16 protein-coding genes are annotated in these 18,439 nt (G+C 70.2%); 9 read left to right on the top strand and 7 right to left on the bottom strand.

Going from position 1 to position 18,439, the window contains the following annotated elements; genetic code table 11:
* The first annotated feature begins 290 nt into the window (after positions 1-290).
* The 3 genes from K8O92_28205 to K8O92_28195 all read left to right on the top strand — a co-directional run bounded on the left by K8O92_28205 (position 291) and on the right by K8O92_28195 (position 2,971).
* The gene (locus K8O92_28205; GenBank protein ID UAK31607.1) at positions 291-1,232 is read left to right on the top strand and encodes a hypothetical protein; all 942 of its coding nucleotides are present in this window, start codon (positions 291-293) and stop codon (positions 1,230-1,232) included.
* Positions 1,233-1,379: 147 nt separating this feature from the next.
* A complete protein-coding gene (locus tag K8O92_28200; GenBank protein UAK31606.1) occupies positions 1,380-1,748 on the top strand; it encodes a nuclear transport factor 2 family protein in 369 nt (122 codons plus the stop codon).
* Positions 1,749-2,068: 320 nt separating this feature from the next.
* On the top strand, positions 2,069-2,971 hold the full coding sequence (locus K8O92_28195) for a trypsin-like peptidase domain-containing protein (GenBank protein ID UAK35990.1): 903 nt from the start codon (positions 2,069-2,071) through the stop codon (positions 2,969-2,971).
* A 7-nt stretch (positions 2,972-2,978) separates the two neighbouring features.
* On the opposite strand, the gene K8O92_28190 is transcribed toward K8O92_28195, so the two are convergent.
* A complete protein-coding gene (locus tag K8O92_28190; protein ID UAK31605.1) occupies positions 2,979-3,662 on the bottom strand; it encodes a TVP38/TMEM64 family protein in 684 nt (227 codons plus the stop codon).
* Between the two features lie 274 nt (positions 3,663-3,936).
* Here K8O92_28190 and K8O92_28185 point away from each other — a divergent pair, with 274 nt between their 5' ends.
* The 3 genes from K8O92_28185 to meaB are packed head-to-tail and all read left to right on the top strand — an operon-like array spanning position 3,937 to position 9,112.
* Positions 3,937-5,793, top strand: a complete 1,857-nt coding sequence (locus K8O92_28185) for a methylmalonyl-CoA mutase (protein ID UAK31604.1) — start codon at positions 3,937-3,939, stop codon at positions 5,791-5,793.
* Positions 5,793-8,072 (top strand): methylmalonyl-CoA mutase, encoded by a 2,280-nt coding sequence (scpA, locus tag K8O92_28180; GenBank protein UAK31603.1) that lies wholly within the window; start codon positions 5,793-5,795, stop codon positions 8,070-8,072. Before K8O92_28185 ends, scpA begins: the two co-directional genes overlap by 1 nt.
* On the top strand, positions 8,069-9,112 hold the full coding sequence (gene meaB, locus K8O92_28175) for a methylmalonyl Co-A mutase-associated GTPase MeaB (protein UAK31602.1): 1,044 nt from the start codon (positions 8,069-8,071) through the stop codon (positions 9,110-9,112). The genes scpA and meaB overlap by 4 nt, the downstream gene beginning before the upstream one ends.
* 28 nt (positions 9,113-9,140) lie before the next feature.
* On the opposite strand, the gene K8O92_28170 is transcribed toward meaB, so the two are convergent.
* The 3 genes from K8O92_28170 to K8O92_28160 are packed head-to-tail and all read right to left on the bottom strand — an operon-like array spanning position 9,141 to position 12,162.
* Positions 9,141-10,232, bottom strand: coding sequence for an endonuclease/exonuclease/phosphatase family protein (locus K8O92_28170; GenBank protein ID UAK31601.1), 1,092 nt, complete (start codon positions 10,230-10,232; stop codon positions 9,141-9,143).
* On the bottom strand, positions 10,229-11,113 hold the full coding sequence (locus tag K8O92_28165; GenBank protein UAK31600.1) for an amidohydrolase: 885 nt from the start codon (positions 11,111-11,113) through the stop codon (positions 10,229-10,231). The genes K8O92_28170 and K8O92_28165 overlap by 4 nt, the downstream gene beginning before the upstream one ends.
* Complete coding sequence (locus K8O92_28160; protein UAK31599.1) at positions 11,110-12,162, bottom strand: nucleoside hydrolase; 1,053 nt, start codon at positions 12,160-12,162, stop codon at positions 11,110-11,112. The genes K8O92_28165 and K8O92_28160 overlap by 4 nt, the downstream gene beginning before the upstream one ends.
* A gap of 117 nt (positions 12,163-12,279) precedes the next feature.
* Here K8O92_28160 and K8O92_28155 point away from each other — a divergent pair, with 117 nt between their 5' ends.
* Positions 12,280-12,855, top strand: a complete 576-nt coding sequence (locus K8O92_28155) for a TetR/AcrR family transcriptional regulator (GenBank protein UAK31598.1) — start codon at positions 12,280-12,282, stop codon at positions 12,853-12,855.
* Here K8O92_28155 and K8O92_28150 read toward each other — a convergent pair.
* Positions 12,852-14,438, bottom strand: a complete 1,587-nt coding sequence (locus tag K8O92_28150) for an MFS transporter (protein ID UAK31597.1) — start codon at positions 14,436-14,438, stop codon at positions 12,852-12,854. The genes K8O92_28155 and K8O92_28150 overlap by 4 nt on opposite strands.
* A gap of 88 nt (positions 14,439-14,526) precedes the next feature.
* On the bottom strand, positions 14,527-15,867 hold the full coding sequence (locus K8O92_28145; protein UAK31596.1) for a CoA transferase: 1,341 nt from the start codon (positions 15,865-15,867) through the stop codon (positions 14,527-14,529).
* A 590-nt stretch (positions 15,868-16,457) separates the two neighbouring features.
* Here K8O92_28145 and K8O92_28140 point away from each other — a divergent pair.
* Entirely contained in the window at positions 16,458-16,997 is a 540-nt protein-coding gene (locus K8O92_28140; GenBank protein UAK31595.1) for a hypothetical protein, read from the top strand.
* Positions 16,998-17,049: 52 nt separating this feature from the next.
* Positions 17,050-17,991, top strand: a complete 942-nt coding sequence (locus K8O92_28135; protein ID UAK31594.1) for an alpha/beta fold hydrolase — start codon at positions 17,050-17,052, stop codon at positions 17,989-17,991.
* Between the two features lie 34 nt (positions 17,992-18,025).
* Here the strand turns inward: K8O92_28135 and K8O92_28130 are convergent, their stop codons facing one another.
* The gene (locus K8O92_28130) at positions 18,026-18,400 is read right to left on the bottom strand and encodes a DUF2784 domain-containing protein (protein UAK31593.1); all 375 of its coding nucleotides are present in this window, start codon (positions 18,398-18,400) and stop codon (positions 18,026-18,028) included.
* Positions 18,401-18,439 lie beyond the last annotated feature (39 nt).

The raw sequence follows: 18,439 nt of genomic DNA, 5'->3' as shown, positions 1-18,439 counted from the left end.
GGTCTCGTCGGGGCTCGACGCTGCCCGTCCCCGCGCGCCCGTCCTCTCTCCGGGGGAGGCGCGCGCCAGCCCGAACGATAGTAAGTATTGGAGCCCTCACTATGGCCACATTGCTCGGAAATGCCGAAATATCGCCTCACCCAGGCTATCTGGAGCATCAGGCGATCCGGTCCACCACCGATCGCCCCCTCTCCACCGGCCCGGGCGTGCCGACCGTGCACTGTGGCCATCCGCGGCAGCCGGTCAGCTCCTGCTCCTCGTCACACAGGTTCTCGGGGCAGCAGTAGCCGATGACGACCTTTCTCAATGCCGTGACCGCCGACCACTTCGACACCGAAGTGCTTCAGCAGCATTGGATTCCGCTCGCCGCCGACGACGCCGACACCGCGGCCGTGCTCCGGGAACGGCTCGGCATCGATTTCACCGCCGCGCGCACCCAGGTGTGGGAGAGCGACAACTTCCGCTATTTCCCGGTGGCCGCCACCTACCGGCGCGGCGAGACCATCGAACGCGAGACGATCGTCTTCGCACTGGGCGGTGAGTTCCTGGTGACGTTGCAGCCGTCGGAACATTTCCTCCCGTTCGACAAAGCGGTCACGAAGATGCGCCGCGATCCCGCCCTCGCCGGTTCCGCGCAGGGCGTGATGTACGCGCTGCTGTGGGCGCTGAACGAGGAGTCGGAGCGGGTGATCCACCACGCCGTCGACGCGCTGGAGGCGATGAGCGACGAGATCCAGACGGCGGCGGACGGCGACGATCGGCGCGGGCGTGCGATCGGGATTCCCGACCTGCACGGCACCATATCGCGGATGAACGCGACCGAACAGGTCGTCTCGCGCACCCGGCAGGCCCAGCTGCAACTGGCCCGTGCCGCGCGCCACTTGACGGCCGACACGGTGCCCGGCCACGAGCTGAACGGTTCGATCCGTATTCTCGCCGCCGACATCGAAGGGGTGGCGCAGCAAGCGGGCTTCGCGCACGAGAAGGCCCGCTACCTGCAGCAAGCCGTGAAGATCCGGTTGGACGCGCAATGTGGCCGGGCCCTCGGGGTCTGGACCTTCATCACCGCGGTCCTCCTGCCGCCCACGCTGATCGTCACCTGCTCCGGAATCTATTTCGCCCTCGTCGCCGCATTGTCCTGGCCGTACGAGATTCTGGCGGTGACCCTGATGACGCTGCTGGCCGCCGCGATCCCGTGGGCCTACCTCGAGAAGAAGGGCCGACTGCGCTGAGTCCGGGCCGCGTGGCCGCCACTCGTTTCCGGCGATCATTACCTCGCGCGTAATCGACGCGCGGCCCGCGGCACGGCAAGGTTGGAGACAGCCGAACGGAAGAGCGGGTCGGCGGACGAAAACCATTACGGCACAGGAGGATTCAGCATGTCGCGCTACGAGGAAGCGGTCGATCGGTACTTCGCCGCGTGGAATGCCACCGACGAGCAGACCAGGGCCGCGGCGGTCGCGGTTGCCTGGGCCGAGGACGGCGGGTACACCGATCCGCTCGCCGAGGTGAGCGGGCACGCCGAGTTGGCGGCGGCGATCGCAGGCGCGCAGGCGCAGTTCCCCGGCTTCGAGTTCCGTCGCCTCGGCGAGGTCGACGGCCACCACGACATCGCCCGTTTCTCTTGGGAGTTGGTGTCGGCGGCCGACGGCAGCGCCCCGGTCGCGGGGTCGGACGTGATCACCCTGGGTGCCGACGGGCGGATCACGAATGTGCACGGTTTTCTCGACCGGCTGCCCTCGGCCTGACGGGTCTGCCCCTCGACGGGCGTCGGCTCGGCTCGACACGTGCGGGAGCGACAGCGGAGAATGCGCGAATCCGTCCGTGGTGAACTGCGGGAATCGCGGTCGGGCCGAGTCGCGTCGGTGTCGCTTCCGAACGCGAAGCCGCTGCGGAGATGGCGGTGGCCGGTCGCGCACCAGGCGCAGGCCACCACGACACGCCCGGCGCCCAGCGGTCCCGTTGCGCCTATGGCGAACACGGTGCGTCGCCCGCGCCCTGAAGGCATCCTGGACCCCAGGAGTGCAATCCGGCAAGCAGGGTGGTGGTCGGCGTGGACAACGCCGCGATGGATGCCTACTCGCGCACGGTGATCGCGGTGGCGGCGTCGGTGACGCCGCATGTGGCCAGTGTGCGGACCAGGCGGGGGAGCGGATCGGCGGTGATCTTCACCGACGACGGGTATCTGCTGACCAACGCGCACGTCATCGGCGTGGCGCGCGGGGGCGAGGTGGTCTTCGCCGACGGGGTGGAGTCGCGTTTCGACGTGATCGGAGTGGATCCGCTGTCGGATCTGGCGGTGCTGCGCGCACGCGACGGCGCCCCGGACGCGGTCACCCTCGGCGACGCCGACCGATTGGTGGTCGGTCAGTTGGTGGTGGCGGTCGGCAGCCCGCTCGGCCTGGCCGGTTCGGTCACCGCGGGCGTGGTGAGCGCGCTCGGGCGCGCGGTTCCGGTCGCCTCCCGCCGCGCCGGGCGGGTGATCGAGGACGTGATCCAGACCGACGCCGCGCTCAACCCCGGTAATTCCGGTGGAGCGTTGTCGGATTCGGCCGGCCGGGTGGTCGGCATCAACACCGCGGTCGCCGGCATCGGTCTCGGCCTGGCCATCCCGATCAACGCGACGACGCGCCGGATCATCGGCACGCTGCACACCGAGGGACGCGTCCGGCGCGCGTACCTCGGCTTGGTCGGTGTGCCGGCGCCGCTGCCGGAGCCGGTCGCCGCGCGCACCGGGCAGGGCGCCGGGGTGCGCATCGTCGAGGTGGTCCGCGGCGGCCCCGCCGAGCACGCCGGGCTGCGCCGCGGCGATCTCGTGCTGAGCGTGGCGCGTGCGCAAGTGCATGACGCGCAAGGCATCCAGCGTCAATTGTTCGCCGAGGCGATCGGTGTGCAGTTGCCCGTGACCGTGCTGCGCAACGGGGCCATGGTGGACGTGATCGCGGTCCCGGTGGAACTGGCCGCGGACTGAGCGCGGCCTACTTCGCGGCGACGGGCTCGGCGGCGGCCATCGGCGCGGGTGGCGCCGTTCTCCATCGCGCGTCGAAGATCAATCCGGCCATGCCGACCGCGAGGCAGACGCCCGACAGCGCCAGCATCGCCGGATGAGTCGTCCCGGTGAGCGCATCGCCGAGGATGACGGTGCCGATCGTGCCGGGTAGCACGCCGAGCACCGTGGCGACCAGGTACGGCCAGAACCGGATCGAGGACAATCCGCAGCAATAGTTGATCACCGAGAACGGCACCGCCGCGATCAGCCGCAGCGAGCCCACCGCCAGCCAGCCCCGGCGCGCGAGACGGTCGTCGATGGCGCGGACCGCGGGATGGGTGAGGCGTGCGGCGACTCGATCTCGATCGAGGGCCCGGACGAGCAGGATCGCCAGCACCGCGCTGACAGTCGTGGCACCCACCGCCAGCGTGATGCCCAGCAGCGGGCCGAACAGCAGCCCGGCGCTCACGGTGAACACGGTGCGTGGGATCGGCGCGACCGTCACCAGGGCGTGCACCACGAAGAACAGCAGCGGGAAGACCGGGCCGACGGACGTCGCCCACTCCTGCACCTGCCGCGGCGACGGCAGCGGAACCAGCAGCGCCGCGCCGAACAACGCGACCGCCCCGACGATCAGCGCGACGATACGCGGGTCACGGATCAGCCTCGTCACGACTCCACCTCGCCGGCGCTCGGCTGTGTCGTGTTCATCGGCGTCGTGCCCATCGGCGCTGTATTCGATTGTTCCCTCGCCACGCTCGGTCACCCGCGACAGGTTACCGGTTGGTAGTGGCGGGCAGGATCAACCGGCCGCGAATCCGCCCGCTAGCATCAGTGGAAGCGGGACGAATGCTCGTTAACCGAAGTAGTCGCTGAGCTGGGCGAATGTGAGGGAATCGGGCGCACACTGCCGGTGCGTCCGCGTTGAGGAAGAGGAACAGCAAGCTATGCCGATTGCTTCAGATCCGGGTGCGGATCAGGTGCCCGAATACGCCGCATGGCGCAAGGGTGTAGCCGGGGTGCTGGCGAAGGCTCGCCGCGTCGATGTCACCGACCTTCCCGAGGAGCCCGAGCGGCTGCTCGACGAAACCACCTACGACGGGCTGACCGTCGCCCCCCTCTACACCCGGCGCGACGAGCTGCCGGAGCAGCCGCTGCCCGGGACCTTCCCCTTCGTCCGCGGCCGGGACGCCACCCGCGACCCGCACCGGGGCTGGTTCGTCGGCGCGCGGGTCGTCCGACACGATGCCGCGGCGGCCAATCGCGAGATCCTCGCCGGACTGGAGAACGGGATCAGCGCGATCTGGCTCGGCGCGGGGGAGCGCGGCGTGCCGGTGGCGGAGCTGCCGACCGCCCTGGCGGGCCTGCTGTTCGAATTGGCCCCGCTCACGCTGGACGCGGGCGGCGAGGCCGCCGCCGCGGCGGCGCAGGTGTTCGCCGTGCTCGATGAGTACGCGGCACCCGAGCGCGAAGACATCCGGATCGCCCTCGGCGCCGCACCGTTGACCAGCCGCTTCGCCGACCTCGCCGATATCGGCCTCGCCGAGGCCGTCGCGCTCGCCTGGCAGGCGGCAGGGCGGCCGGAGACGGTCCGCGCGATCACCGTGGACGGCACCGTGTTCCACGACGCGGGCGCCTCCGACGCACAGGAACTGGGCGCGGCCGTCGCCGCGGGCCTGGCCTACCTCCGGTCGCTGACCGAGAGCCTGGACATCGCGGACGCACTGGGGCAACTGGAGTTCCGGTTCGCGGCCACCGACGACCAGTTCGCCACCATCGCCAAGTTCCGTGCCGCCAGGCAGCTGTGGGGGCGGGTCGCGCAGGTGTGCGGCGCACCGGATTTCGGCGGCGCGCCGCAGCACGCGGTCACCTCGGCCGCCATGATGAGCCAGCGCGACCCCTGGGTGAACATGCTGCGCACCACGCTCGCCGCGTTCGGCGCGGGCATCGGCGGCGCCGACACCGTGACCGTGCTGCCGTTCGACTCGGCCCTGCCGCCCGGCGAACTCGGCGTCTCGAAGGCGTTCGCCGACCGCATGGCCCGCAACACCCAGCTGCTGCTGCTCGAGGAATCGCATCTGGGCCATGTGCTGGATCCGGGTGCGGGCTCGTGGTACATCGAAGACCTCACCGCCGCGCTGGCGGCGAAAGCGTGGGAGTTCCTCCAGGAGATCGAGGCGGCAGGCGGCTACCTCGCCGCGCTGGAGTCCGGTCTGCTCGCCGAGCCTGTCGCCGCGACCAAGGCCGCCCGCGACAGCGATGTCGCCCACCGCAAGACCGCCGTCACCGGCGTGAACGAATTCCCGAACCTGTCCGAGCAGCCGCTGTCGGAGGCGGCGCGGCAGACCGGACGGGTAGCCCGCTACGGCGCCGCGTTCGAGCAATTGCGCAACCGCTCCGACGCCTACCTCGCCGCACACGGTGCGCGGCCGAAGGCGCTGCTGGTGCCGCTCGGTTCGGTGGCCGAGCACAACGTACGGGTCACTTTCACCGCGAACCTGCTGGCCTCGGGCGGCATCGAGTCGATCAACCCCGGTCCGCTCGAGGTGAGCGCAATCGCTTCCGCGGCAACCGAAGCCGGGGCGCCGATCGCGGTGCTGTGCGGATCGGACACGCGCTACGGGTCTGAAGCCGGTGCGGCGGTGGAACAACTGCGCGCCGCGGGCGTGCCCACCGTGCTGCTGGCCGGCTCGGCGAAAGCCCTCGCCGAACTCGAGGACGCGCAGCGGCCGGACGGATTCCTCGCCGCCCGCATCGACGCCGTCGCCGCGCTGTCCGGCCTGCTGGAGAAGGTGGGAGCCTGATGACTACTCGTGAGATCAAGCACGTGATCGGCAGTTTCGCCGATGTCCCGCTGACCGAGCGCGCACCGGAGCCCGCCGCGGTCGACGCGGCCCAGGTGACGGAGTACGTGCGCGCCGCCGCGGCGGCCAACCAGTACGCCCCGCAACAGCTGGTGTGGTCGACGCCCGAAGGCATCGATGTGCCGCCGGTGTTCACCAAGGCCGACCGGGATGCCATCGCGGCCGAAGGGTATCCGCTCGACAGCGTGCCCGGCGTCGCGCCGTTCGTGCGCGGGCCGTACCCCACGATGTACGTCAACCAGCCGTGGACCATCCGCCAGTACGCGGGCTTCTCCACCGCCGCGGACTCGAACGCCTTCTACCGGCGCAATCTGCAGGCGGGCCAGAAGGGTCTGTCGGTCGCGTTCGACCTGGCCACCCACCGCGGCTACGACTCCGATCATCCGCGGGTACAGGGCGACGTCGGCATGGCGGGCGTCGCCATCGACTCGATCCTGGACATGCGGCAGCTGTTCGACCACATCCCGCTGGACCAGGTCAGCGTCTCGATGACGATGAACGGCGCGGTACTGCCGATCCTGGCGCTGTACGTCGTCGCCGCCGAGGAGCAGGGCGTCGCTCCCGAGCAGCTGGCCGGAACCATTCAGAACGACATTCTGAAGGAGTTCATGGTCCGCAACACCTACATCTACCCGCCGAAGCCCTCGATGCGGATCATCTCCGACATCTTCGCCTTTACCAGCGCGAAGATGCCGAAGTTCAACTCGATCTCCATCTCGGGCTATCACATCCAGGAGGCGGGCGCGACCGCCGACCTGGAGCTGGCCTACACCCTCGCCGACGGCGTCGAGTACATTCGCGCCGGCATCGACGCGGGCATGGAGGTCGACAAGTTCGCGCCGCGGCTGTCGTTCTTCTGGGCCATCGGCATGAACTTCTTCATGGAGGTGGCCAAGCTGCGCGCCGGGCGCCTGCTGTGGAGCGAGCTGGTCGCGGGGTTCAACCCGAAGAGCGCGAAATCGCTGTCGCTGCGCACCCATTCGCAGACTTCCGGCTGGTCGCTCACCGCGCAGGACGCCTACAACAACGTCGCCCGCACCTGCATCGAGGCGATGGCCGCCACCCAGGGCCACACCCAGTCGCTGCACACCAACGCGCTCGACGAGGCGCTGGCGCTGCCGACGGACTTCTCCGCCCGCATCGCCCGCAACACCCAGCTGTTGATCCAGCAGGAGTCCAACACCACCCGTCCGATCGACCCGTGGGGCGGCTCGTATTACGTCGAGTGGCTCACCCACCAGCTGGCCAACCGCGCCCGCGCGCACATCGCCGAGGTCGAGGCGCACGGCGGCATGGCCCAGGCGATCGGCGAGGGAATCCCGAAGCTGCGCATCGAGGAAGCCGCTGCCCGCACCCAGGCGCGTATCGACACCGGACAGCAACCGGTGATCGGCGTCAACAAGTACCAGGTCGAGGAAGACCAGCAAGTCGAGGTCCTCAAGGTCGAGAACTCGCGGGTGCGCGCCGAGCAGCTCGAGAAACTGCGGCGGCTGCGCGCCGAGCGCGACCCCGACGCCGTGCGGCGGGCGCTGGCCGAATTGACTCGCGCAGCGGCCTCTTCCGAGGGCGGCATGGCGAACAATCTGCTCGCGCTGGCGATCGACGCGGCGCGGGCCAAGGCCACCGTCGGTGAGATCTCCGACGCGCTCGAGCAGGTGTTCGGCCGCCACCAGGCCGAGATCCGTACGCTCTCCGGTGTGTACCGCGACGAGGCAGGAAAGGTCAGCAACATCACGAAGGCGAGTGAGCTGGTCGAGGAATTCGCCGAAGCGGAGGGTCGCAGGCCGCGCATCCTCGTCGCGAAGATGGGGCAGGACGGCCACGACCGGGGACAGAAGGTGATCGCCACGGCCTTCGCCGACCTGGGCTTCGACGTCGACGTGGGCCCGCTGTTCCAGACCCCGGAAGAGGTGGCGCGGCAGGCAGCCGACAACGACGTGCACGTCGTCGGCGTGTCGTCGCTGGCGGCAGGCCACCTCACGCTGGTGCCCGCCCTGCGGCAGGCGCTGGCCGATGCCGGGCGCCCCGACATCATGGTCATCGTCGGCGGCGTCATCCCGCCGGGTGACTTCGACGAGCTCTACCAGGCCGGCGCGGCGGCGATCTTCCCGCCCGGCACGGTGATCGCCGACGCGGCGATCGACCTGCTGAAGAAGCTCGGCGCCGAACTCGGTCACGAACTCGGCAGCGGCGCCGCGGATTCCGCCGCGACCGAATGAGCGAAGCCGGTTCCGCGGCGCGGGACACCCCGAGGGTGGCCGCGCGCCGGACGATCGACGTCGACGCCCTCGCCGCGGCGGTCCGCGCCAACGAGCGGGCCGCCCTGGCGCGGGCGATCACGTTGGTGGAGTCCACCAGGGCCGATCACCGGGCGCTGGCGCAGCAACTGCTGCTGAAGCTCACGCCGGAGGCGGGCTCCGCGGCCGCGCCCTCCAACCGGGTCGGCATCACGGGCGTTCCCGGGGTCGGCAAATCGACCTTCATCGACGCGCTCGGCATGTACCTGATCGCGCAGGGGCACCGGGTGGCCGTGCTCGCGGTCGACCCGTCCTCGACCAGGACCGGCGGCTCCATCCTCGGCGACAAGACCAGGATGGCGCGGCTGTCGGTGGAACGTGACGCCTACATCCGGCCTTCGCCCACCGCGGGCACGCTCGGCGGCGTCGCAAAGGCCACGCGCGAGACCATCGCACTGCTGGAAGCGGCGGGTTACGACGTGATCCTGGTGGAGACCGTCGGCGTAGGTCAGTCGGAGGTCACCGTCGCGAACATGGTCGACGTGTTCTGCTTCCTCACCCTGGCCCGGACCGGCGACCAGCTGCAAGGCATCAAGAAGGGCGTGCTCGAACTGGCCGACGTCGTCGCGGTGAACAAGGCCGACGGCAAACACGAGGTCGAGGCCAAGGCCGCAGCGCGGGAGCTCGCGGGTGCGCTGCGCCTGATCCACCCGCACGACGCGCTGTGGCGTCCACCGGTGCTGACCATGAGCGGGTTGGAAGGCGTCGGTCTGGATCGCTTCTGGAACACGGTGCTCGAACACCGCCGGGTGCTCACCGACGCCGGGGAGTTCGATGCGCAGCGCCGCCGCCAGCAGGTCGACTGGACCTGGACCATGGTGCACGACCAGTTGCTGCGCAGGCTCGCCGACAACCCGGAGGTGAAAGCCATTCGGGCGCAGGTGGAAAAGCAGGTCCGCGACGGCACGCTCACCGCCGCGCTCGCCGCCGAGGAACTGCTTCGCGCCTTCGACGGCCGCTGATCCGGTGGGCCCGCGGCACGGGTGTCGGTTACTGCCGCGTGCCGTTGAAGTAGACCCGCGCCACCACAGCGCGGTGGTCGGCACCCGGAAGTTCCACCGTGTCGACGGTGCCCGCGCGACCGCCGGCGATCAGGATGTGGTCGATGCCGACCAGCGGCGGCCAGCGCTTGTCGGTCGGATAGGTGACCAGATGTCCGGCTCCCGCCTGTTCGGCCGCGTCGCCGAAGCGGCCGGACAGCAACGCGCGGAACTGCCGGTGGTCGTAGGTCGCGTTGAAATCGCCACCGACGATCGCCGGTCGATCCGCGGGCGATCGTTCCAGGATCGCGCGCAGCCGGGACAACTCGTCGGCCCAGACCCGCGTGCCGTACACCGGCGGCACCGGATGGAAGGCGTACACCGTGACCGGTCCGAGGCCGGGGATCCGCGCCGTCGCCGAGAGCTGGTTGAGCACGTAGCCGTCGTATTCGACGGTCTCCGACAAGGGGTAGCTGCTCCAGATTCCAGTCCCGGCAGCGGTTCTGGCCGGGGAGACATACCGGTAGGGCAACAACTGGTCGAGGCCCGCGCGGCCGAGATCCTCGATCGCCGCGGGGGTGAGCTCGTTGACGGTGAGCACGGCGACGTCCCGCGCGCGCACCTCGTCGACCAGCGCCCTGGGATCAGCTCCGTCGAAGAGGAGATTGGCCTGCATCACCGTGACCGGGTGACCGTCCTCGTGGCCGGGGCTACCGGCGTACAGCGGAGCTTGTGTCCACAGCGCGGCGGCGCCGACGAGAATCGCGACTCCCGCTCCGATCCAGTGCCGCCTGGCCAGGAACGCCGCCGCTCCCACGAGCGTGGAGCTCATCAGATACGGCGCTCCCGAAGCCGCCAGGGCCAGAACGCGGGATGACGACCCGTTGAAGTGCAGAGCGACCCCCGCGGCCCCGGTCAGTGCGGCAATCCACGCGAGCAGGTCGACACCGACTCGAACGGCCTTCGATCTCACACCCACACTCGAACACACCGATGGTTCGGAGCGTTCCGGCGGTTCGTGCCCGGGAGGCCTGGTGCGCGGGTCGCGATCGGACTGTGTCGCCGAGGAGTCGGCGGCTGCCTGAACCGATCGGCCGGTCATTCGATGCCGAACAATGCCGCCGCGTTGTGGTGGCAGACCCGGCGCAACCAGTCGTCACCGAGATCGAGACGTTCCAGCGCCTCGATCGAATGACTATAGGAATGCGGAATATTGGGGAAATCGCTGCCGAACAGAATGCGATCGGCGAAGTCGCGCAGCCTGCCGTGTTCGTGGCTCGGGAAGGGCGCGTCGGCCTCGGAGAAATCGGTCCACACCATCGTGGTGTCCAGCCGCACCTCCGGGTAGTTCTCGGCCAGGTCGAGGAACTCGGAGTACTCGGGTGTGCCCATGTGCGCGACGATCAGCCGCAAGCGCGGAAACCGCCGCAGCACGCCGGCGATGGGCTCCGGCCCGGTATGCGTTCCGGGGGCGGGGCCGGAACCACAATGGATGACGATCGGAACGCGCGCGTCCTCGAGCAGACCCCACACCGGGTCCAGCTGCGGGTCGCCCGGATGATAGCCGCCGACTTGGACGTGCGCTTTGAACACGCGGGCTCCGCCTTCGACCGCCTCCCCGACATAGTTCGCCGCGTGCGGCTCGGGAAAGAACGTGGCGGTGTGCAGGCAATCCGGGGTGCGTGCGGCGAAGTCGGCGGTCCACTCGTTGAGCCACGCCGCCATGTCCGGCTTGTGTGGGTACACCAGCGCGGTGAACGCGCGAACACCGAAGTCGCGCAGGGTTTTCAACCGGACCTGGGCGTCGGCGCGGTAGGTGATCGGCCAGCTGCGGCCGGTCAGCGGACCGGCCGCGTCGAAGTACGCCCACACTTTCCGCATCACCCGGTCGGGCATGAAATGGGTGTGAACGTCGATGATGCCGGGCAGTCCCAGCCCGGCGCGGAAAGCGGACAGGTAGGCCGTGTCATCGGCGCCGGTCATCGGACTTCCTGAGCGGCGGGCGGGTGCACCATTCGCGCGAAGTCGCCCACGCGGGCGATCAGGCGGTCGAAGAACAGCTCCGGGTCGGTGCCGATCACGATCTCGGCGTTGGGTTCCCGGCCCCACATGCCCGTCCAGTCGGCGACCGTGGTGGCGCGGGTGATCGCGCCCGCCAACTCCACGTCCACTGTCGCGGGGCGGGTGCGGGCCAGCGCCGGGTCCAGTGCCACCGCGGCCGCGAACGGATCGTGCATATGAGCCAGATATCCGAGGTCGTAGCCGTGATGGAAATCGAAGTAGAACCGCACGGCATCGGTGACGTGCCGGACGATCGGGTTGCTCGTGGCCGAGCGGTTCCAGGGCGGATCGGCCGGTGAGACGATCTCCACCGGGAAGCTCTTCGCGCGTTCGGCGAGGCGGACCAGGTGCTCGGGACGCATCTCGATGGTCTCGGTGATGTCGAGCGCGCAGACGATCGGCCTGCGCTCGGCGGGCGCGGCGGCGAACGCGTCGAAGACCTCTTTGGCGGCCTCCGGGTCGACGTGCACGTTCCACTCGTTGGTCGGGGTCGTGTTTCCCGGATGGTTGAACGCGCCGGCCATGATCACCAGACGGTTCAGCAGCAGCGGCAGGTCCGGTTCGATCCGGAGGGCGAGGGCGAGGTTGGTCAACGGTCCGGTGCACAGGCCGACGATCTCGCCGGGATGCGCGCGCGCCAGTTCCGCCCACATCGACGCGGCCGATCGCGGAGACAGGCGGCGAGCCGACACGGGTAGCTCGGCGTAGCCGATGCCCTGCGGTCCGTGCGTGTCCTCGGTGGTGCGCAGCGGGATCGCCAAGGGATCGGCGGCGCCCAGCGCCACTTCGATCTCGGGCGCGTCGCAGAGGTCGAGCCAAGCCAGATTGTTCGCCGCCACCTGCGCCGCCCCGACGTTGCCCGCCGTGGCGGCGATCCCGGCGATCTCGGCCTCGGGGGAACCGAGCAGGTACAGCAGCGCGAGGGAGTCGTCGATGCCGGTATCGACGTCCAGGATGATCTTCTGCCGCACGGCACGAGACTAGCGAGCCGAGACCCCGGCGCGGCGCGGAGGTCACGGTAACCAGGTGGTCGCGCCAGATAGTACATGTGTCTAGTACGTTTGTCTGAGACGCGGTAGCCTGTGGTCATGGGAAATCGCGAGGATCTGCTGGCGGGAGCACGGAAAGTCATCGTCGAGCGAGGCGTCGCCAAGGCGACGGCCCGCGACATCGCCTCGGCGGCCGGTGTGAGCCTGGCCGCGATCGGATACCACTTCGGCTCGAAGGAGCAATTGATCACCGAGGCGCTGACCGACACGCTGGGCACCGCGATCGGCGACAGCATGGAGGCGAAGATTCGCCAGGGCAGCGGTACGGCGCCGCTGGCGGCGTTCGCCGCGTTGTGGAACGAGATGCCCGCGGTGTTCACCGAGAATCGTGACAGCATGCTGGCGAGCATGGAGAACCTGGTGCGCGTCGCCCGGTCGCCGGAGTCGCAGAAGTACTTCGCCCAGAGCCTGCCCGGAGCCTATCGGGACATCGCGGAAGCGCTGCGGCATGCGCATCCCCAGCTGAGCCAAGACCAGGCCGGAGCGCTCGCGCAGCTGTACTTCGTGCTCGTTCAGGGGCTCGGGGTGCTGCAGACCCTCGTTCCGGAATCGAACCTGCCGGACGGCGACCGCCTGGCACAGGCGGTCGCCGTGCTCGCCGGAATCGAGGGTTAGTGCTCGCTCGACAGCTCCCCGGCGGGAATGTGGCGCAAACGAAGCACGGCGACCACCGAAAGCGCGAGGGCCGCCACGGCAGCGATGTAGGCCGTCACATGAACCCCGTGCAAGAACGCTTCCCGCGCGGCACGCAGAACCGCCTCGCCCAGCTCCGCGGGCAAGCCGGCGACCGTGTGCACGGCGCCGCCGAGGGTGTCGCGCACCGAGCGCCCGGCCTCGCCGGGCAGACCGGCGGGCAGCGAGTCGGCGAGATCGCCGCGATAGAGCGCGACGCTGATGCTGCCGAGGATCGAAATACCGAGCGCGCCACCGAGTTCCGCACCCGTCTCGGAGACGCCCGCGGCGGCGCCCGCCTGCTCCTGTGGCGCCGAGCCGACGATCAGTTCGGTGGTGATGCCGAACACCGGGGCCAGACCCAGCGCGATGATCACCGAGGCGATGAGCGCGAGCAGCACACCGCCGGTCACGGCGATCCGCGTCATCAGCAGCAGCCCGACAGCCGAGGCCGCCAAGCCCGAGCCGATCAGGTACGCCGGGCGCACCACCCGGACGATGCGGGGGGCCAGTTGGGAACCGACGATGAAGCCGAGACCGGACGGCGCCATCGCCAGGCCCGCGGCCAGCGGGGACAGGCCGAGCACGAGCTGGAAGTACTGGGCCACGAACAGGAAGTAGCCGAAGGCGACGAAGACGCCGACCACGTTGATCAGCAGCGCGATCCGGAACGTGCGCAACCGGAACAGCCGCAGATCCAGCATCGGGTCCCGGCTGCCGAGTTGCCTGCGCACGAACACGACGCCGACCGCGAGACCACCGGCGATCGCGAGCGCCGCACCGCCGCCGAGCCCGTCCTGGGCGATCTTCTTCATGCCGAACACCAGCGCGATCATCGCCGCGACGCACAGCGCGGCACTGAGCGGGTCGAGTCGCGCGGCATCCGGGTCGCGATACTCCGGCAGCACTTTCGGCCCCAGGACCAGCAGCAACGCCATGACCGGCACGGCGAGCAGGAACACCGAGCCCCACCAGAACCGCTCCAGCAGCACGCCGCCGAACAACGGTCCGACCGCGCCGCCCGCGGAGAACGCGCCGACCCACACCCCGACCGCGACCGAGCGCTGCCTGGTGTCCCGGAACATGCTGAACAGCAGCGACAGTGTGGACGGCGCAAGCGTGGCGCCCGCGACCCCTTGCAGCGCGCGGCAGGTGATGAGCAGTTCCGCGCTGGGCGCGAACGCCGCGACCACCGAGACCACCGCGAACGCCGCCGCGCCGACCATGAGCAGTTTGCGGCGGCCGACGCGGTCACCGAGGGTGCCCATGGTGACCAGCAACCCGGCCACCATGAACCCGTAGACGTCGATGATCCACAGCAGTTGCGAGCTGGTCGGACGCAGTTCGGCGCTGATCATCGGCACGGCCAGGTGCAGCACCGTCATGTCCATCGCGTAGACCAGGCAGGCCAGCGCCAGCACACCGAGGCCGATCCACTCGCGCTTGCCTGCCAGCGGTTCGGCGACGCGGTCGAGCGTGGTGTCCACGGCGCGGGTTCCTTCCGAAACGGTGTCGATGAGCGTCATGCCGGTTCAGACGACGCGAGAAGCACCATTTCATCGCCCGCACCGGGGGCGCCGCAAAGGATTTTCCGCGGCGCCCCGGCGCGAGGGGTCAGTGCGCGGGCAGTGGCCAGGCGGGACTATCCGCGCCGTAGGCGGGCGCGGGCCAGGAATAATCCGGGTATTCGGCGAGCGCGGGCGGCGCGGTGACGACCTGACCGTGCCGGACCACTTCCGCCGCGCTCGGCGCTGCCGCCGTGGCGTGGCGCGGCGTGCGCTCCGGCGCGTCGAGCAGCCAGGACGCGGTGCGGGCCAAAGCCACGCGCACGTCCCGTCCTCGGCCGTCGTCACGGCGCGCCACCAAAGCGTCGATCACGCCGGCGGCGAGCAGGTAGCCCGACGCGTGGTCGAGTGCCTGGGCGGGCAGCGCGCCGGGCACGGCGGGCGCGCCCTCGAGAATCGAGATGCCGGACGCGGCCTGCACGATGCTGTCGAAGCCGCGCCGTCCGCCCCACGGGCCGGCCTCACCCCACGCGGACACCCGGCCGTGCACCAGGCCGGGACGGGCGGCGGCCCGCACGCCCGCGCGCTCGAGCGCGCCCGGCCGGTATCCGGTGACCAGCACGTCGGCGGCGGCGACCAAGTCGTCGATGCCGCGGGTACGCAGGTCGACCAATGTGGACCGTTTGCCCTGGCAGGTGTCGGTGAATTGCCAGGGAATCTCGGGCAGCCGCGGCGGATCGACGCGCAACACCTCGGCGCCGAGCAACGCCAACGCCCGTGTGGCGACCGGGCCCGCGATCACCCTGGTCAGGTCCAGCACGCGCAGGCCCCGCAGGGGCCGCAAAGGCGCGGCGCCCGCGGGCAGGCCGGTCTCGCCGCGGTCGCCGCGCGGTGCGATCGCCACCAGCGGGCCCGCGGCGGCGGCCTGTCCTTCCGGGCTGGCGGTCCATTCCTCCTCGGTGCGCACGCGGACCGCGACGGCGCCGTGCGCGGCGGCCTGATCCTCCAGGTCCGAGGCGCGGAGCATGGCCATCTGGGCGACGGCGAGATCGACCGGCGCGGACTCGGGCAGCCCGAGCGCGGCCAGAAGCCGCGCCCGGTGATGCGGATAGTTGGCGTGCGTGCGAACCCACCCGTCGAAGGTGGGGAAGAAGCCGGAGAGGTCGGCGAACGACGTCGGCGCCCGGCCCCCGATGCGCAGCAGACGCTCACTGGAGAAGGCCGCGGTGATGCGGGCCGGATCGATGCGGTGTGCCACCGGGTCGAGACCGCGCGCGGTCCGCATCCGGTTCGCGGCCGCCGTCAGCGCCGCGATCGAACCGGCGGCCAGCGCCCAGACCGGTAGCGTCGCGGCGAGATTGCTACCCGGATCGGGCGCGGGGGAGATGGGCGAGGCGGTGACACCGATACCGGCCTCGTAGTCGCGGACGAGCCGTGCGTGCGTGTTCACTCGCTTCAGCCTAGATGCTCCCTATGAGACGCCGCCCGCGGTGGTCGTCGCGGCCGCGGCAGGCGAAGACCGCGATATCGGGGCCGCGCCGCCGTTGCGAGACGCGACCTGCGGCGTTCCGGCTCGCGCATGAGGACGGCTCCCGTGCCGGTGCGCTGTGGCTCGATACGGCGGGGTGTGCACGGATCCGATAGCGCGCTCGCGCGGGTGGTTTCGCCGAGGGCGCTGCCGCGCGGGCCGTCCGATCGCGCGAGTGTGTCGCCGAGATAGCGGATGAGGTGCTGGGCCCCGGCTCGTCGGCGGTGTCATCCAGTGGACTTCGGCTTCTCCTATCTGACGGTTGCCGGTCAGAGCCACTAGGATTCCACAGGGCTGAAAGAAGCTGCCGGAGCGGGCTTCTCGCCAGTGAGGATAGCGACCCGCGCGTGAATCCGCCGAATTGGCCAGGATATTCGAATGCTGCGCCGCAGCAACCGGCGCGGGACGCCGCGCTGATCCGATGACCTGTCCGCCGCGTGCGGACATCGAGGCAGAGCATGACCGGCCGCACTGGGATAGCGCGCGGCTCCGATATGTGAGGTCGAGCGACGATGACGAACGTCCGTGCCGGAAGTGCGGAATATACGGTGCCGACGACCAGGACCAAGAGCTTCCCGATGCGGGAAAGCATTCCGGCCTTCGGTAACGACATGCAGACGCGCACTGCCTTGATCCCGGACCGGGTTCGCTGCGCACCGATCAGCCACGACTACGAACTGCTGGCCGTGCAGGACGCACAGAACGCCGGATACCTGCGGGAGATCCAGGATCTCGCGGCCGAGCGCGCCGCGCTCGGCACCGCCGGTCACGACCAGGCCACGCGGTTGCGCGCGCGGCAACTCGAGGTCGCGCTCGCGGCGGCGACGGCGGACGCGTTCGCCGCGGGAGTCGACTCCGCCGACGTCGATCGTGCGGTGGAGTACGGCCGCGACGGCGCCTACTGGGCCGATCGGCCCGCCCATCGCTACCTCGGCCGCATCGCCCAGCTCACCGACGAAATGCATTCGCGTCTCAGCGAGTTGGACGGTTATCGGCGGCGGGTCGCCGAGCTCGAACAGCGGCTGGCACAGCATCGTCCCGGCGGTTTCTGAACTGTCCGCCCCGCTCCCGTGACCCCGGTGCGGTGCGCGCCGCCCGGGACGGATGCCGCATCGGCGCAGTAGATCTTTCGGGCCGCCGTGGTCGCGGCGAGCCCGTGGAGCGCCTTCGTCAGCGTGGATCAGCTACAGACCATCACGCCCTGATCGTCCTCCCCCTGTGGCCGGGCCGCTACCGTGGTCTGGTCCGGCTCGCGCCGGGGCCGACGACGAAGAAGGGAGACCGAACGTGGCTGGCGCCATCACCGACTCGGAGTGGTTGCGGACCCTGCGATCCGAGGCGGTCGTGCGGCAACACCTGCTGTGTTTCCCGCCGGGTGGCGGATCGGCCACGGCATACCGGGACCTCGCGCAGCGCTTCGGGGCGGGTGTCGCGGTGCTCGCGGTGCAGTATCCCGGGCGGCAGGACCGGTTGGGTGAGGACTTGATCGCCGACCTGGTCGTCCTTGCGGACCGGATCGCCCAGCAGGTGCTCGCGCAGGGACCGGTCGCGCGGCTGTCGTTGTTCGGGCACAGCATGGGCGCGACCGTGGCGTTCGAGACCGCACGCAGGCTCGAGCGTGCCGGGCAGCCGGTGGCCACGCTGTTCGTGTCCGGCCGTCCCGCGCCGACATTCGAGGAGACGCAGCGGCTGCACCTGGCCTCCGACGACGACCTCATCGACGACCTGGTGCGGCTGGCCTCCGACCCCGCGCCACTCGAGATGCTGCGTGCCGAGCCGAGCATCGCCGAACTGGTGCTGCCCGCCGTGCGTGCCGATTACCGCGCGGTCGAGACCTATCGCTATCAGCCTGGGGAGCCGTTGCGCGCAGACATCGCGGCGCTGGTCAGCACCGAGGATCCGACGATGCGGCCCGAGCAGGCCGACGAATGGCGGGCGCACACCGGCGGAGAATTCGACCGGGCGACCTTCCCCGGCGGGCACTTCTACCTGGACGAGCACGGTGCGCAGGTCGCGGACTTCATCGAACGCCACCTCCGCCCCTGACAGCGGGAGCACGGTTCGATCGGCTGGACGGGTGCTACCGCACGGCCGGGGCGGGCCGCCTGCGCATCATCCACATGTAACCGATCCAGGACGCCGCCACCAGCGCGGCCGCCGATGCCCGTACCAATCCGAGCGCGTCTTCGGGGTAGATCACACCGGTGATGTAGTGGTCGATGAACCCGCTCGACGGCAACCGCGACTGGCCGGCGCGCTCGCGCGCCCAGTTCTCCAGATGCGTCAGGGGGCAGTCGAATCCGGCCACGATCGTGCTGAACCCCCATCCGGCGGCGATCAGGTGCAGCCAGATCGTGCGCGGAAAGCGCCACGCGAGTAACCCGCCGATCACCACGTAGGCCACGAACAGGAAATGCGTGACGGCGACGGCGTCGGCCAACAGCCGATAGAGCACCTCTCCAGGGTAGCCTTTCGCCGCGCGGCGGACGCTGGA

Origin of the sequence: Nocardia asteroides (genome assembly GCA_019930625.1) — a bacterium.
GTDB lineage: Bacteria > Actinomycetota > Actinomycetes > Mycobacteriales > Mycobacteriaceae > Nocardia > Nocardia sputi.
Note: the sequence above shows the minus strand (reverse complement) of the source record. Positions and strands in the feature narration are given on the sequence as shown.

What these genes read in the sequence shown, in the direction of transcription:
- K8O92_28205 (UAK31607.1), top strand. Translation starts at nt 291, where the DNA reads ATGACGACCTTTCTCAATGCCGTGACCGCCGACCACTTCGACACCGAA.
- K8O92_28200 (UAK31606.1), top strand. Translation starts at nt 1,380, where the DNA reads ATGTCGCGCTACGAGGAAGCGGTCGATCGGTACTTCGCCGCGTGGAAT.
- K8O92_28195 (UAK35990.1), top strand. Translation starts at nt 2,069, where the DNA reads ATGGATGCCTACTCGCGCACGGTGATCGCGGTGGCGGCGTCGGTGACG.
- K8O92_28185 (UAK31604.1), top strand. Translation starts at nt 3,937, where the DNA reads ATGCCGATTGCTTCAGATCCGGGTGCGGATCAGGTGCCCGAATACGCC.
- scpA (UAK31603.1), top strand. Translation starts at nt 5,793, where the DNA reads ATGACTACTCGTGAGATCAAGCACGTGATCGGCAGTTTCGCCGATGTC.
- meaB (UAK31602.1), top strand. Translation starts at nt 8,069, where the DNA reads ATGAGCGAAGCCGGTTCCGCGGCGCGGGACACCCCGAGGGTGGCCGCG.
- K8O92_28170 (UAK31601.1), bottom strand. Translation starts at nt 10,232, where the DNA reads ATGACCGGCCGATCGGTTCAGGCAGCCGCCGACTCCTCGGCGACACAG.
- K8O92_28165 (UAK31600.1), bottom strand. Translation starts at nt 11,113, where the DNA reads ATGACCGGCGCCGATGACACGGCCTACCTGTCCGCTTTCCGCGCCGGG.
- K8O92_28155 (UAK31598.1), top strand. Translation starts at nt 12,280, where the DNA reads ATGGGAAATCGCGAGGATCTGCTGGCGGGAGCACGGAAAGTCATCGTC.
- K8O92_28150 (UAK31597.1), bottom strand. Translation starts at nt 14,438, where the DNA reads ATGACGCTCATCGACACCGTTTCGGAAGGAACCCGCGCCGTGGACACC.
- K8O92_28140 (UAK31595.1), top strand. Translation starts at nt 16,458, where the DNA reads ATGACGAACGTCCGTGCCGGAAGTGCGGAATATACGGTGCCGACGACC.
- K8O92_28135 (UAK31594.1), top strand. Translation starts at nt 17,050, where the DNA reads ATGCCGCATCGGCGCAGTAGATCTTTCGGGCCGCCGTGGTCGCGGCGA.